The following is a 13,547-nucleotide window of genomic DNA, read 5'->3' as shown; positions in this document are numbered from 1 at the left end:
TGCTGGCCCAGCCTTGAGAGATGGATATGAAAAAGACCCTGATTGCCCTGCTGACCGCGGGAATGTTCGGTGCCATGAGCCAAGCCGCACTGGCTGCGCCCGAGCTGATGGACAAGGTTCTGGCCGTGGTCAACAAGGATGTGGTGCTGTCCAGCCAACAGGACGCACTGGTCAACAAGGTAAAACTCTCCGCCCAGGAGAGCGGCCAGTCCCTGCCTGACGATGCCACCCTGCGCAAGCAGGCGCTGGATCGGCTGATCCAGGAGAGCCTGCAGCTGCAACTGGCAGAGCGCCAGGGGCTGAAGATCAGCGATACCCAGCTGGAACAGGCTATTCAGGGCATCGCTGCCGACAACAAGATGACCCTGGATCAGCTGCGCGCTCAGCTCGCCCGTGAAGGGATGACCTATGCCCAGTATCGGGAAGAGGTTCGCCGCGAGATCCTGATGAACGAGGTGCGCCGCAACCAGGTGCGCCGCCGTATCAACATCTCCGAGCAGGAGGTGAAGCAGGTGGTGGAGATCCTGAAGAAACAGGGTCAACAGCAGAACGAATACCACGTCGGCCATATCCAGATTGCCCTGCCGGACAACCCCACTGCCGCCCAGCTGGATGCCGCCAAGAGCAAGATCGAGCGCATTCTGGCCGCCCTCAAGCAAGGTGCCGACTTCCGCAAACTGGCCATTGCCGAGAGTAACGGACCCAAGGCGCTGGAAGGGGGCGACTGGGGCTGGATGAGCCCGCAAGAGATGCCGACCCTGATGGCGGAAGCGGTACAGGGTGCCAAGAAGGGCGACATCGTCGGCCCGCTGCGCTCCGGTGCCGGCCTGCACATCGTCAAGGTGTTCGACACCAAGGGTCAGCAGCAAGTGATGCAGACCGAGGTGAAAGCCCGCCACATCCTGATCAAGCCGTCCATTATCCTGAGCGAAGAGAAAGCCAAGGGGATGCTGGATGGCATTCTGCACGACATCAAGAGCGGCAAGGCAAGCTTCGCCAGCATGGCGGAGAAGTACTCCGAAGATCCGGGCTCTGCGGTGCAGGGTGGCGAACTGGGCTGGTCTGATCCCAACGTCTATGTCCCCGAGTTCCGCGACATGGTCAACCGTCTGCAACCGGGCCAGATCAGTGCCCCGTTCCGTACCAGCCACGGCTGGCACATCGTGCAGGTGGAAGATCGCCGCAGCCAGGATGCGACCGACAAGGCTCAGGAGCAGCGCGCCTACCAGCTGATCTACAATCGCCGCTTCGTGGAAGAGTCCCAGGCGTGGCTGGATGAGCTGCGTGATGAGGCCTACATCCAGATCGAAGGAGCCGGTAGCTGATGAGCTGCCGTCGCCTTGCCGTTACCCCGGGCGAACCGGCCGGGATCGGCCCGGATCTGGTGCTGCAGATTGCCCGGCAGGATTGGCCCCACCAGTTGGTGGTGATCGCCGATCCGGCGCTGCTGCGCGAGCGGGCCGCCCTGCTGGGGCTCAGCATCGAGCTTGAGCCCTATGACGCAACCGCCCCTGCTCATCCGCAGCGGGCGGGCACCCTGACCGTCTGTCCGGTCACCCTCGGCGCCCCCGTGGTGCCGGGCGAGCTGAACGAAGGCAATGGCGCCTATGTGCTGGCGACCCTGCAGCGTGCCTGCGATGGCAACATGAGCGGCGAATTTGCCGCCGTAGTGACCGGGCCGGTGCACAAGGGGATCATCAACCAGGCCGGGGTCTCGTTCAGCGGCCACACCGAGTTCTTTGCCCAGCAATCCAACACCGCCGATGTGGTGATGATGCTGGCAACCGAGGGGCTGCGGGTCGCACTGGCGACCACCCATATTCCGCTGGCCTATGTGGCGATGGCCATCACCGAGGATCGCCTCGGCAAGGTGATCCGGATCCTCAACGAGGATCTCGCCACCAAGTTTGGCATCGCCAAACCCCGTATTTACGTCTGCGGCCTCAACCCCCATGCAGGGGAAGGTGGCCATCTCGGACGTGAAGAAATTGACGTGATCGAACCCGCCCTAGCCACCCTGCGCCAGGAAGGGATCGATCTGGTCGGCCCGTTGCCGGCCGACACCCTGTTCCAGGAGAAATACCTCAAGGATGCGGATGCGGTACTCGCCATGTACCACGACCAGGGGCTGCCTGTGCTCAAATACAAGGGCTTCGGCAGTTCGGTCAATATCACCCTGGGGCTTCCCTTCATCCGCACTTCGGTGGATCACGGCACCGCGCTGGATCTGGCAGGCAAGGGCCTGGCTGATCCGGGCAGCCTTGTCACCGCGATTAACCACGCCATCAAGATGGTAGAGAAAAAAAGATATGAGCAGTAAGGTGCACATGGGCCACACAGCCCGTAAGCGTTTCGGTCAGAACTTCTTGCACGACCGGTATGTGATCGATCAGATCGTCGCCGCCATCAACCCACAGCCGGGTCAGAATCTGGTGGAGATCGGTCCGGGTCTGGCCGCGCTGACCGAGCCGGTCGCCGCCCAGATGGACAAAATGACCGTGGTCGAGCTTGACCGGGACCTGGCAGCTCGCCTGCGCGAGCACCCGACTCTCAAAGACAAGCTGACCGTCATCGAAGCGGACGCCATGCGCTTCGACTTCAGTACCCTGATGGGTGAAGGCAAGGGGCCGCTGCGCATCTTCGGCAACCTGCCCTACAACATCTCCACCCCGCTCATCTTCCACCTGTGCGAGTTCGCTGATCGGGTAGAAGACATGCACTTCATGCTGCAAAAGGAAGTGGTGTTGCGTCTGGCCGCAGGCCCGGGCAGCAAGGCTTATGGCCGGCTGAGCGTGATGACCCAGTACTACTGCCAGGTGGTGCCTGTGCTAGAAGTGGGTCCGGGCGCCTTCAAACCGGCGCCAAAGGTGGACTCGGCCGTAGTTCGCCTGATCCCGCACAAGAATCCGACCATAGTCGCAAAAGACATTCGTTGTCTGAATCGCGTCTGTACCGAAGGCTTTGGCCAGCGTCGCAAGACCATCCGCAACAGCTTCTCCAACTTCATCACCGACGCCCAGCTGACCGAGCTTGGTATCGATGGCAACCTGCGCCCTGAGAATCTCTCCCTCGAGCAGTTTGTCATGATCGCCAACTGGCTGGCGGATCAGCAACAGGCCTGATCCGGTGGCACTCCCGCACATCGAGATCCGTCCATACCCCCTGTATGTGGCGGGCTCCAAAGACCCTTACCAGTTTCACTATCTGATCGAGATTGAGAATCTGGGGCCTGGCCCGGTGCAACTGCTGCATCGGCGCTGGCTCATCACCGATGCCAATGGCAAGATGCTGGAAGTGGCAGGCTCGGGCGTGGTCGGGGAACAACCCGTCATTGCCGAAGGTGAGACCTACCGCTACCAGAGCGGCGTGCCGCTGGCGACCCCACTTGGGGTGATGGAAGGGAGCTATACCCTGCAAGATGGCTCTGGTCAGCAGTTTGAGGCGCCCATCGCCCCCTTCACGCTGGCCATCCCCAATATTATCAACTGAGGTTTCATGGCGAACTGTTTTGTCGGTGACATCCAGGGCTGTTACGACGACTTACGCCGTCTGCTGGATCTTGCCGCGTTCGATCCCGAAAATGACGTGCTCTGGCTCTGCGGCGATCTGGTCGCCCGCGGCCCGGACTCCCTCAATACCCTGCGTTTTGTCAAAGGGCTGGGCAACCGTGCCGTCAGCGTGCTCGGCAACCACGACCTGCACCTGCTGGCTGTCGCTGATGGCGTTGCACCGCTCAAGAAGAAAGACAAGCTGCAAAGCCTGATGGATGCCCCTGATCGGGATGAACTGCTGGAGTGGCTGCGCCACCGCCCGCTGCTGGCCGAACATCCGGATCTCCCCATCATGATGGTGCATGCCGGGATCTCCCCCGCATGGGATGTCCGCACCGCCCGCAACTGCGCCCGCGAGGTAGAGAGCCTGCTGCGCGGTGACCAGTACAGCTGGCTGCTGCACAACATGTACGGCGACCAGCCCGATGGCTGGAAAGATGATCTGGTCGGGATCGACCGCTACCGCTACATCATCAACACCTTCACCCGGATGCGCTTCTGCTACTTCGATGGCCGACTCGACTTCAAATGCAAGAAGGGGCCCAAGGAGTCGACCCCGGGGCTGCGTCCCTGGTTCGAACAGCGCGAACACCACGTGGATGACCCCATTCTGGTGTTCGGCCACTGGGCAGCCCTGATGGGCAACACCGGCAAGAGCGACATCAAAGCGCTCGATACCGGCTGTGTCTGGGGCAACAACTTGACCCTGTGGCGCTACGAGGATGATGCCCTGATCACCACCCCCTGCCCGGTTCACGCCAGCTAGGGGTAGCACTGCAATCAGGCGGTCGCGATCGCTGCCGCACGGATGGCTACAACCCGCTCCAAGAACAAAGCCCGGCAATCTGCCGGGCTTGCTGTTTTAGGTTCCCTGTTTTCCGGCGAATGAAGTTACAACTTGCGCCCCAGCCGCTTCTCGATCTGGCGCCGCTCCCACTCCGGGCCAAACAGTTTGAAGGGCTGAAACACCCGAACAGCATGGGACGCCAACCCCAGTCCCCACCCCAGCGCCGGCCACCAGGCCCAGATGTACTCCGGATTGCTCAGGTAGTTGATGACAAACAGCCCGCAGATCACCACCACGTAGCTGGCAACATGGTGATAGAAGCCCTTGAGCGCCTCCACATAGCGCATTGCCGCCCGCTCCTCTGCCGATACCTGCACCGCATCCTGCCCCATAGTGTCACTTCCTCTCATCTCGCGCTCCTGTTGCTCTGACCCATCCAGTTGAGCCACATCGAGTTCAAAGACTGCGGCCAGGGCCTTGAGAGATTCCAGTCCGGGTTGCTGCCCCTGCTCGATCCGCTGGATAGTGCGGACACTCAAACCAGTCAACGTTGCCAACTGATCCTGAGACCAACCCCGTTGCAATCTCAACTTCCTGACGATCATCTCGAACTCCTTGTGGTAATTGACAGGGCCAGCATAGGGCTTACGCCGCGAAAGGTGACACGACAGATAGCCGACATACATCTGACAGTCCTTTAAAATCAGATGGTTAAGATTTTGATCTTGTCAGCCAGCCGCTCGTTCCCCCAGAGATTGCACAAACCGTAACAGATAACCATCGGGATCCTGCAGCAAAAATTCGCGCTGCCCGGCCAGCATCTCGCCCACTGGATACCAGACCTCAGTGGGCTGCCGGAAAAGTGCAATCTCGGCGGCCTGCAATCGGTCGAGTAGCGGCGGGATCTCGGTAAGCTCCATCTGCAGATTGATCCCCCTACCGAACGGTGGCTCCAGCGCCCCGACCTGCCAACCCGCCGGATGTACCTGCTCCAGCATCAGTTGTACCTGTTGCTGTTCAAGATAAGCAAAAGGAGGGTCATCGCGCCGATAGCGGACCGAGAAGCCCAACAAACCGGTATAGAAAACCAGAGATCGAGCCAGATCGGTAACCGACAGCTCTGGTACCATGGGATTCCAATACACCTCATCCACCGCGACAGTAGGGTTCGTCATGGCTTACAGGCTCTGCATCAGCTCGGCGGCAATTTCAAAGGAGCGCAGCCGGGCCTGATGATCGACGATGGGCCCATTGAACATCAGCTCATCGGCGCGGGTTTCCGCCAGCAGCGCCTTGAGGCCATGACGAACCTGCTCCGGGTTGCCCACTAGCGAGCGGGCCAAGGTCTGCTCCATCGCAATCAGCTCACGGGGCGCCCACTCGTCGCCAAGCTGGACGACCGGCGCGGGCAGCTTGCCCGCATCACCGCGATGAAGGCGCAAGAACTGCTGCTGCACGGTAGTGAACTGGAAGCGGGCCTCCCGCTCGCTGTCGGCGGCGATCATGTTGATGCAGACCACCGCATGGGGCTTGGGCCAGCGCGCAGAGGGGCGATACTGGCTGCGGTAGATCTCCAGCGCCTGCAGCAGCATGGCGGGCGCGAAATGGGAGGCAAAACCGAACGGCAAGCCCATCACCGCCGCCAGTTGCGCGCTGTAAAGGCTGGAACCCAGCAGCCAGATAGGCAGATGCAGCCCCTGGCCGGGCACCGCCTGCACGGCGCCAATATCGTCGCCAAAGTAGCTCATCAGCTCGCGCACATCGGCTGGGAAATCATCCACCTCGCCACTGCGCATACGTCGCAGCGCCCGCATGGTGCGCTGATCAGTACCGGGGGCGCGACCAAGGCCCAAATCGATGCGGTCGGGATAGAGCGAAGCCAAGGTGCCAAACTGCTCGGCAATCACCAGCGGCGAGTGGTTCGGCAGCATGATGCCACCCGCCCCGATCCGCAGAGTGGTGGTGGCTTCGGCCAGATGACCGATCAGCACCGAGGTGGCGGCACTGGCAATGCCCGGCATGTTGTGATGTTCGGCCAGCCAGTAGCGCTGGTAACCCCAACCCTCGGCATGGCAGGCAAGATCCCGTGAACGGCGAAACGACTCGGCAGGCACGGAACCCTCGGCAACAGGCACCAGATCGAGCACGGAATAGGGGATGGCAGACATGGGTCACTCCATTGATTTACAGGCCAGTAACAAGTGGGGCAATGTAGCACGGGATACCTGAATGAATCACTATCTCCTGCCACACTCTGCCTGCCAAGCGGCAGCAATCGAACGGAACAAATCTCAGGCAAGTATTGTTTGAACGCTCATCCTGCTGGCCGCGCATGCCCAGGGGGCGTCATATTTTCTTACATTTGCGGGCTGGCCTGAGCGCCCCTGGCTGGTTATAACGGTGCCCCTATAGCGAAGGGGGAGCAATAGACTCCCCCTCACTCTTTGTCACACCACACTGTTCAGGTTATCTATGTCAAAACATCTCGTTCTGCTGGGCGTGCTGACGCTCTCCGGTTGCGCCCTGTTGTCTCCCCCCGCCCCTACCGTCACCCCGGTGCACCTTACCGATACCAGCCAGCGCGGCTTCTACATCGAGTGCAGCAGCATGAAAGCCTGCTTCCAGCAGGCCAACCAGACCTGCCCGCAAGGTTACAAGGAGACCGACCGTCGCCAGCAGACGCTCTACAGCACCCAGTATCTGGGGGGAAGCTATGACGACGAGAAGAAGGTCTACAAGGCAGCCAAGCCCTATCGCATCGCCAACACAATTCACTCGCTGACCATCCAGTGTCCCGTCACTACAGGCTGAGCCAACCGAAGGGGTACTCTCTCCCGTTACTGCGAAAAAGAAAACGGTCAACCGAGGTTGACCGTTTTTCACTGCGCTGCGCCCTTAGAACAGCAGGTGTGCCACCCCGGCAATAACCGGCAAGGTAACCAGAGTGCGCAGCAGGAAGATAACGAACAGCTCCCACAACTTGACCGGGATCTTGCTGCCCAGCAGCAGGGCGCCCACTTCCGACATATAGATCAGCTGGGTTACCGACATGGCGGCAATCACGAAGCGGGTCATGTCACTCTCGATGGTCGAGGCCAGCACCGCCGGAATGAACATATCGGCAAAACCGACCATGATGGTCTTGGAAGCCGCTTCCGCCTCCGGCAGTTGCAGCAGCTCCAGCAAGGGGACAAACGGGGCGCCAAGCCAGTTGAAGATAGGGGTGTGCTCGGCCAGCATCAGGGCACAGGTACCGATCGCCATCACCACCGGCAGCACGCCAAACACCATATCCAGTGCATTCTTCACCCCTTCCCGTGCGACTGCGCCGAGATCAGTCATGCTGTCAGCCTTGGTCAGCGCCCGCTCGAAGCCATAGCTCATCACGCTGTGCTGGTGCGGCACTGCTTCCTGCTTGCGGCACAGGGGAGTGCCATCGGCATAGATGTCCTTCTTCCAGCAGAGCGGCGGCAGACGCGGCACCACGATGGCGGCAACCACGCCCGCCAGACAGACGGTCAGGTAGAAGGGGACGAACATGTGCTCCAGCTTCACCTGGGAGATCACCACCAGACAGAAGGTGATGGAGACCGCAGAGAAAGTGGTGCCAATCACCGCGGCTTCACGCTGGGTATAGAACTTCCCTTCGTACTGCTTGCTGGTCAGCAGGATGCCGACGCTGCCATCGCCAAGCCAGGAGGCAAAGCAGTCCACTGCGGAGCGGCCCGGCAACCGGAAGACCGGACGCATGATGCGGGTCATCATGGTGCCGACAAATTCCAGCAGCCCGAAATCGAGCAGCAACGGCAGCAGCAGGCCGGCAAAAATGAAGACCGAAAACAGCACCGGCAGCAGATCGTTGAGCACCAGTCCACCGGTTGCGCCGGAGTAAAGCACCTCTGGCCCCACCTGGAAGAAGGTCAGCAGCACGAAGATACCGCCCAATACCCGCACGCAGGCCCAGAAAGGGGAGACATTGAACAAGCTGTTGAGGAAAGGACGACGCACCAGAATCGCCGGCTTGAACAACCAGGCAATCACCGTCATCAGCATGGTGGTGGTGATCACCGCACTGACCATGGCGACCAGATAATCGGCAAAAACACGCTGCACCAGCTTGGCCAGCACGGCCACCGGGATGGTGACGTTACCGTCATAGACGACCGGCGTCATGAACAACAGGATCCCGATAAGTGACGGAACCAGAAACATCAACAAGTTACGGCGAGTATTGACCGCAGGTGCTTCGAGACTCTTTTCCAACATGATATAACTGCCCTAATGTTACTTTTCCCTAGCCAGGCCAACCTGCGTATTCATGCATTAACCGGCAAAACGGGCGCAAGAATACTCTAAAAAAATGCACAAACAAGCCCTTAAGGCAGAAATCTGCGCATAAATATCTCCACAGGCAAACCTTCCATTAAAACAATAAGATACAGCTGCGCATATCGATTCAATCGACATCGCCAGATGATTGTTTCGTTATTGTTAATTTTGGTGGGCAGTATAATCGGTTATCAGTGGCAGGCAATAAGTGACATCATAAATATATCTAATGAGTTGCTGCTCGATAGACATAAAAAAACCGGAGCCTGTTCAGGCTCCGGTTTTCAATGAGAGTGACGGGGATCAGTCACGGACGTAGATGACTTCAACGCCATCATCTTCGTCGTCATCCCAATCGTCATCATCAAGCCCTTCATCGAAGGCAAGAGAGGCAGCCAGTGCTTCCGCTTCAGCCTTGGCCAGCTGGTTCTTGTGGTAGTCGTCCCACTTAAACTCCACCTTCTCGATGGCGTCTTTGGCATCTTCCGCCAGCTGACGGGGCATGGTATCCAGCAGATCCAGAATGTCGTAGCAGACCTTCTTGGTGCCTTCCTTGCTGATGGCAGTGATGGCATAGACCGGACCTTCGTGGTTCAGGGCCGCCTTGACGCGATCCATCACCTCCTGGGCTTCTTCTTCCAGGATCAGATCCATCTTGTTAAACACCAACCAGCGCGGCTTGCCAGCCAGTTCCGGGCTGTACTTCTCCAGCTCCTTGACGATGGTCACGGCATTTTCAGCAGGATCGGAGCCATCAACCGGGCAGATATCCACCAGGTGGATCAGCACGCGGCAACGCTCGAGGTGTTTCAGGAAGCGGATACCCAGACCTGCGCCTTCGGCAGCACCTTCGATCAGACCCGGGATATCGGCGATCACGAAGGAGCGGGAGTTTTCACCACGCACCACACCCAGGTTCGGTACCAGGGTAGTGAAGGGGTAATCAGCCACTTTCGGGCGAGCCGCAGAAACGGCGCGAATAAAGGTAGACTTGCCTGCGTTGGGCAGACCCAGCATGCCGACATCGGCCAGCAGCAGCAGCTCCAGCTTCAGGGTACGCACTTCACCCGGAGTACCGTTACTCTTCTGGCGGGGAGCACGGTTGACGGAGCTCTTGAAGCGGGTGTTGCCCAGACCGTGGAAACCACCTTTGGCAACCAGCAGCTTCTGCTCGTGGTGGGTCAGATCCCCCAGCAGTTCACCGGTATCTTCATCGGTCGCTCGGGTACCGACCGGCACACGCAGGATCTTGTCCTTGCCGCGGCGACCGGTACAGTTGGCGCTCTGGCCATTCTCACCGCGCTCGGCAGCATGGAAACGCTCGAAACGGTAGTCGATCAGGGTATTGAGGTTCTCGTCGGCGATCAGATATACGTCGCCACCGTCACCGCCGTCACCGCCGTCCGGACCACCGTTGGGAATATATTTTTCACGGCGAAAGCTTACACAACCGTTACCACCGTCACCGGCATCGACTCGAATCTGGACTTCATCAACAAACTTCATAGGTAACCGTCACCTTAATTCGAAAAACCGATACGCAATTATAGTGGTACAGACCCCTGCGGGCGATACGCATCTTGCCAATCATGCCCGTCAGAGCCAAAGTCAGCTGCGTTCCGTTTTTTCGTCAACGACATCAGAAAGACGTCAGAAAAACAAAAGCCCCGCCTGTTGGCGGGGCTTCGGATCCTTGCGGTCCGTAATTACTCAGCAACGATGCTAACGTACTTACGATTCAGCGGACCTTTAACTTCGAACAGGATTTTACCAGTCGCGGTAGCGAACAGGGTGTGATCCTTGCCCAGACCAACGTTGGTGCCAGCGTGGAACTTGGTACCACGTTGACGAACGATGATGCTGCCAGCCAGAACTGTTTCGCCGCCGAAACGCTTCACGCCCAGGCGTTTAGCTTCAGAATCGCGACCGTTGCGGGATGAACCGCCAGCTTTTTTGTGTGCCATTTATCGGACTCCTCTAATTAAGCGCTGATGCCAGTGATTTTGACTTCAGTGAACCACTGACGGTGGCCCGCTTGCTTACGATGGTGCTTACGACGACGGAACTTGACGATAGTCACTTTCTCGCCACGGCCGTGAGCCACAACTTCAGCTACAACCTTGCCACCTTCAACGAAAGGAGCACCTACTTTAAAAGTGTCGCCTGCAGCAACCATCAGAACTTCGTTGAAGTCGATGGTAGCGCCAGTCTCAACGTTCAACTTTTCCAGACGAACGATTTGACCTTCGGCCACACGGTGTTGTTTTCCGCCGCTTTGGAATACCGCGTACATTTGATTAACTCCGTAAAGGCATGTCTTTTGCTCAAGGCTAGACATGCGCAAAAACCTATAACAATGGGCGGGCATTCTACGCAAATCGATCTGCTCAGGCAAGGCCAATTTAGCAAAAAGTTTATTTTGTGCGCATATCTGCCGCCGTGGATAAACGCCTAACTGTAACCCATTGTGAAATCGTGTAGAATCCCTGCCATTACTAAAATCGCAGTTATTGCTGCTGTCACGTTACGAGACTTATGGACCAACAGACTATCCGTGCGCTCTGTGCCGCCGACATGACGGCGGTCAATGAACTGATCCTGGCCCGACTCCAGTCCGACGTTAGTCTGATTAATCAGCTGGGTTTCTACATTGTCAGCGCCGGCGGGAAACGGATGCGCCCCATGCTGACCGTGATGGCTGCGCGTGCGCTGGGCTATGAGGGTGAGGATCACCTGAAACTGGCCGCCATCATCGAATTCATTCACACCTCTACCCTGCTGCATGACGACGTGGTCGACGAATCCGACCTGCGCCGCGGCCGGGAGACCGCCAACGCCATGTTTGGCAATGCCGCCAGCGTGCTGGTCGGTGACTACCTCTATAGCCGCTCCTTCCAGATGATGGCCGAACTCTCCAACCTGCGGGTGATGGAGATCCTCTCGGATGCCACCAACACCATCGCCGAAGGGGAAGTGTTGCAGCTGATGAACTGCAACGATCCGGACACCACCGAAGAGAGCTACATGACGGTCATCTACTGCAAGACCGCCAAGCTGTTCGAGGCCGCTACCCGACTCGCCGCCGTGCTGACCCATCAGCCGGAGCCCGTCGAACAGGCCATGACCGATTACGGCAAGTATCTGGGCACCGCGTTCCAAATCATCGATGACGTGATGGACTACTGCTCCCAGAGCGAAGAGATGGGCAAGAACGTCGGCGACGATCTAGCCGAAGGCAAACCGACCCTGCCGCTGCTGCGCGCCATGGAAGTGGGCACGCCGGAAGAGCGCCAGCTGGTGCGCGATGCCATCGAGCACCGCAACGGCATGGAGCATCTTGAGCAAATCCTCGGCATTCTCGACCGCACTGGCGCGCTGGAGTACTCCCGCATGCGTGCCAGAGAAGAGGCCGACAAGGCCATTGCCGCCCTCGCCATCCTGCCGGACTCCCCGCACAAACAGGCGCTGGAAACACTGGCCCACATGGCTGTGCAGCGCAGTGCCTGAGTAAACGAGATGCATGAAAAAAGAGGCCTTCGGCCTCTTTTTTATTGTCTACTATCTGCTGAACTGTTCATTGCGACAGACTCAGCGACTCAGCATCCAGAGGATCACGCTACCAGCCACCACTAGCGAGCCGCCGATACGGCGCAACTGCTCCGGTGGCTGATCGCTCAGCAACCGCAACATCTGCTGCCATGCCCTGGGCATCAACAGCGGGCCGAGCCCCTCGAACAACAACAGCAATCCCAACCCCATCAGCATGGCAGGGCGGGATCGCACTTTGTTAATGAAATTTGAACAGGCAGATCGTCTGTGATCTAATCGCGTCTCCATGCAGGAGGCACGCGCTATGACGTTGATTGAACACCTTACCCTTGTCGAAGAAACTCGCTCTGAGATCAATCGTAAACATAACCTGGTTGATGTCATGTTCCTTGTCATCAGTGCCATCATGAGTGGTGCCGAGGGCTGGAATGACATCGAAACCTATGGCGATTCAAAGATCGATTGGCTCCGTCAGCATCGCCCCTTTGCCAACGGCATCCCGCGGCGTCACACGGTTGCCCGCATTCTGCGCTGCATTGTCATCGATACCTTGCTTGAAGCGTTGCTGTGCTGGGTCAATGAACAGCGCACTCATCAGGGCAAACCCATCATTGCCTTTGATGGCAAGGTGTTACGCGGCTCCTTTCGGGGAAATGCCAAGGATGCGCTTCAGTTGGTCACGGCTTACGATACCGAAAATGGGCTGGTGTTAAGCCAGAAAGCAACCCCTAACAAGAAGGGGGAAATCGAAACCGTCAAAGATATGCTGGACATTCTTGAGCTAAAAGGAGCCGTTGTCACACTCGATGCGTTGCATTGTCAGCGTGAGACACTGGAGAAAATCAGCGAGAAGAAGGCTCATGTAGTGGTACAGGTCAAGAATAATCAACCGAAGCTGTATCAAGCGGTTCAATCGCAATTCCAGTCACTGTTTGACGCCCAGAAAGAGAAGATTGTCGTCGAGCACAAAGAGAGTGGACATGGCCGCCAGGAAGAGCGTTATGTGTTTCAATTAAAAGCCAAATTACCGCCAGAGTTGACGGAGAAATGGCCGACAATCCGCAGCATCATTGCCGTTGAGCGTCACCGCAGCGCCAACGGAAAAGGAACGGTAGATACCTCTTACTATGTCAGCTCGTTATCCCCCAAGCACAAGCTGCTAGGGCACTATATACGGCAGCACTGGCGGATAGAGAACAGCCAGCATTACATTCTTGATGTGGTGTTCAACGAGGATGCTTCCAGGATAGCGATGGAGGATGCGGTCGAGAATATGGCGCTATTCCGGCGGTTCGTATTGAATATCGTAAAACAGAGCAATTGTGGTGCTC

The 13,547-nt window shown here is 58.1% G+C and carries 16 protein-coding genes; 8 read left to right on the top strand and 8 right to left on the bottom strand.

Translation table 11 applies throughout. The annotated features are described in order from the left end of the window. Positions 1-26 precede the first annotated feature (26 nt). From surA to AB5Y90_RS13250, 5 genes are read left to right on the top strand one after another with little or no spacing between them, the layout of a single operon-like run. Positions 27-1,325 (top strand): peptidylprolyl isomerase SurA, encoded by a 1,299-nt coding sequence (surA, locus tag AB5Y90_RS13270; RefSeq protein WP_005349338.1) that lies wholly within the window; start codon positions 27-29, stop codon positions 1,323-1,325. Then, positions 1,325-2,320, top strand: coding sequence for a 4-hydroxythreonine-4-phosphate dehydrogenase PdxA (gene pdxA / locus AB5Y90_RS13265; RefSeq protein ID WP_158111937.1), 996 nt, complete (start codon positions 1,325-1,327; stop codon positions 2,318-2,320). The genes surA and pdxA overlap by 1 nt, the downstream gene beginning before the upstream one ends. Further along, positions 2,310-3,122, top strand: a complete 813-nt coding sequence (rsmA, locus tag AB5Y90_RS13260) for a 16S rRNA (adenine(1518)-N(6)/adenine(1519)-N(6))-dimethyltransferase RsmA (protein WP_040065075.1) — start codon at positions 2,310-2,312, stop codon at positions 3,120-3,122. Before pdxA ends, rsmA begins: the two co-directional genes overlap by 11 nt. Positions 3,123-3,126: 4 nt before the next feature. Beyond that, complete coding sequence (gene apaG / locus AB5Y90_RS13255) at positions 3,127-3,489, top strand: Co2+/Mg2+ efflux protein ApaG (protein ID WP_158111936.1); 363 nt, start codon at positions 3,127-3,129, stop codon at positions 3,487-3,489. A gap of 6 nt (positions 3,490-3,495) precedes the next feature. Then, complete coding sequence (locus AB5Y90_RS13250; protein WP_307895425.1) at positions 3,496-4,317, top strand: symmetrical bis(5'-nucleosyl)-tetraphosphatase; 822 nt, start codon at positions 3,496-3,498, stop codon at positions 4,315-4,317. A 125-nt stretch (positions 4,318-4,442) separates the two neighbouring features. Here the strand turns inward: AB5Y90_RS13250 and AB5Y90_RS13245 are convergent, their stop codons facing one another. The 3 genes from AB5Y90_RS13245 to AB5Y90_RS13235 all read right to left on the bottom strand — a co-directional run bounded on the left by AB5Y90_RS13245 (position 4,443) and on the right by AB5Y90_RS13235 (position 6,506). Further along, on the bottom strand, positions 4,443-4,943 hold the full coding sequence (locus AB5Y90_RS13245) for a 2TM domain-containing protein (RefSeq protein ID WP_201945831.1): 501 nt from the start codon (positions 4,941-4,943) through the stop codon (positions 4,443-4,445). Positions 4,944-5,066: 123 nt separating this feature from the next. Next, complete coding sequence (locus tag AB5Y90_RS13240; protein WP_307895426.1) at positions 5,067-5,513, bottom strand: VOC family protein; 447 nt, start codon at positions 5,511-5,513, stop codon at positions 5,067-5,069. Positions 5,514-5,516: 3 nt separating this feature from the next. Continuing rightward, the gene (locus AB5Y90_RS13235) at positions 5,517-6,506 is read right to left on the bottom strand and encodes a luciferase-like monooxygenase (RefSeq protein WP_100646708.1); all 990 of its coding nucleotides are present in this window, start codon (positions 6,504-6,506) and stop codon (positions 5,517-5,519) included. A 304-nt stretch (positions 6,507-6,810) separates the two neighbouring features. Between AB5Y90_RS13235 and AB5Y90_RS13230 the strand changes: the two genes are divergently transcribed. Next, positions 6,811-7,149, top strand: a complete 339-nt coding sequence (locus AB5Y90_RS13230) for a hypothetical protein (RefSeq protein ID WP_368166957.1) — start codon at positions 6,811-6,813, stop codon at positions 7,147-7,149. A gap of 84 nt (positions 7,150-7,233) precedes the next feature. Here AB5Y90_RS13230 and AB5Y90_RS13225 read toward each other — a convergent pair whose 3' ends face one another. The 4 genes from AB5Y90_RS13225 to rplU all read right to left on the bottom strand — a co-directional run bounded on the left by AB5Y90_RS13225 (position 7,234) and on the right by rplU (position 10,960). After that, a complete protein-coding gene (locus AB5Y90_RS13225) occupies positions 7,234-8,604 on the bottom strand; it encodes a YjiH family protein (RefSeq protein ID WP_005339025.1) in 1,371 nt (456 codons plus the stop codon). A 366-nt stretch (positions 8,605-8,970) separates the two neighbouring features. Then, entirely contained in the window at positions 8,971-10,173 is a 1,203-nt protein-coding gene (gene cgtA, locus AB5Y90_RS13220; RefSeq protein WP_005339026.1) for an Obg family GTPase CgtA, read from the bottom strand. Positions 10,174-10,373: 200 nt separating this feature from the next. After that, entirely contained in the window at positions 10,374-10,631 is a 258-nt protein-coding gene (gene rpmA / locus AB5Y90_RS13215) for a 50S ribosomal protein L27 (RefSeq protein WP_005339028.1), read from the bottom strand. Positions 10,632-10,648: 17 nt separating this feature from the next. Next, positions 10,649-10,960 (bottom strand): 50S ribosomal protein L21, encoded by a 312-nt coding sequence (gene rplU / locus AB5Y90_RS13210; RefSeq protein ID WP_005304210.1) that lies wholly within the window; start codon positions 10,958-10,960, stop codon positions 10,649-10,651. Between the two features lie 242 nt (positions 10,961-11,202). On the opposite strand from rplU, the gene ispB reads away from it, so the two are divergent. Then, on the top strand, positions 11,203-12,174 hold the full coding sequence (ispB, locus tag AB5Y90_RS13205) for an octaprenyl diphosphate synthase (RefSeq protein ID WP_019444890.1): 972 nt from the start codon (positions 11,203-11,205) through the stop codon (positions 12,172-12,174). A gap of 81 nt (positions 12,175-12,255) precedes the next feature. Here ispB and AB5Y90_RS13200 read toward each other — a convergent pair whose 3' ends face one another. After that, on the bottom strand, positions 12,256-12,432 hold the full coding sequence (locus AB5Y90_RS13200; protein WP_368167005.1) for a DUF2065 domain-containing protein: 177 nt from the start codon (positions 12,430-12,432) through the stop codon (positions 12,256-12,258). A gap of 88 nt (positions 12,433-12,520) precedes the next feature. Here AB5Y90_RS13200 and AB5Y90_RS13195 point away from each other — a divergent pair. Then, positions 12,521-13,547, top strand: a 1,027-nt coding sequence (locus AB5Y90_RS13195; protein WP_368166602.1) for an ISAs1-like element ISAs1 family transposase, incomplete at its 3' end; no start/stop codon positions are given.

The organism is Aeromonas sp. R4-1, from assembly GCF_040908325.1.
Lineage (GTDB): Bacteria > Pseudomonadota > Gammaproteobacteria > Enterobacterales > Aeromonadaceae > Aeromonas > Aeromonas veronii.
The sequence above is the reverse complement of the archived record's forward strand: the minus strand, read 5'-3'. Positions and strand labels throughout refer to the sequence as shown.

Excerpts from the sequence above, each read along its gene's own strand:
- surA (WP_005349338.1), top strand. The coding sequence starts at position 27 with ATGAAAAAGACCCTGATTGCCCTGCTGACCGCGGGAATGTTCGGTGCC.
- pdxA (WP_158111937.1), top strand. The coding sequence starts at position 1,325 with ATGAGCTGCCGTCGCCTTGCCGTTACCCCGGGCGAACCGGCCGGGATC.
- rsmA (WP_040065075.1), top strand. The coding sequence starts at position 2,310 with ATGAGCAGTAAGGTGCACATGGGCCACACAGCCCGTAAGCGTTTCGGT.
- AB5Y90_RS13250 (WP_307895425.1), top strand. The coding sequence starts at position 3,496 with ATGGCGAACTGTTTTGTCGGTGACATCCAGGGCTGTTACGACGACTTA.
- AB5Y90_RS13245 (WP_201945831.1), bottom strand. The coding sequence starts at position 4,943 with ATGATCGTCAGGAAGTTGAGATTGCAACGGGGTTGGTCTCAGGATCAG.
- AB5Y90_RS13240 (WP_307895426.1), bottom strand. The coding sequence starts at position 5,513 with ATGACGAACCCTACTGTCGCGGTGGATGAGGTGTATTGGAATCCCATG.
- AB5Y90_RS13235 (WP_100646708.1), bottom strand. The coding sequence starts at position 6,506 with ATGTCTGCCATCCCCTATTCCGTGCTCGATCTGGTGCCTGTTGCCGAG.
- AB5Y90_RS13230 (WP_368166957.1), top strand. The coding sequence starts at position 6,811 with ATGTCAAAACATCTCGTTCTGCTGGGCGTGCTGACGCTCTCCGGTTGC.
- AB5Y90_RS13225 (WP_005339025.1), bottom strand. The coding sequence starts at position 8,604 with ATGTTGGAAAAGAGTCTCGAAGCACCTGCGGTCAATACTCGCCGTAAC.
- cgtA (WP_005339026.1), bottom strand. The coding sequence starts at position 10,173 with ATGAAGTTTGTTGATGAAGTCCAGATTCGAGTCGATGCCGGTGACGGT.
- rpmA (WP_005339028.1), bottom strand. The coding sequence starts at position 10,631 with ATGGCACACAAAAAAGCTGGCGGTTCATCCCGCAACGGTCGCGATTCT.
- rplU (WP_005304210.1), bottom strand. The coding sequence starts at position 10,960 with ATGTACGCGGTATTCCAAAGCGGCGGAAAACAACACCGTGTGGCCGAA.
- ispB (WP_019444890.1), top strand. The coding sequence starts at position 11,203 with ATGGACCAACAGACTATCCGTGCGCTCTGTGCCGCCGACATGACGGCG.
- AB5Y90_RS13200 (WP_368167005.1), bottom strand. The coding sequence starts at position 12,432 with ATGCTGATGGGGTTGGGATTGCTGTTGTTGTTCGAGGGGCTCGGCCCG.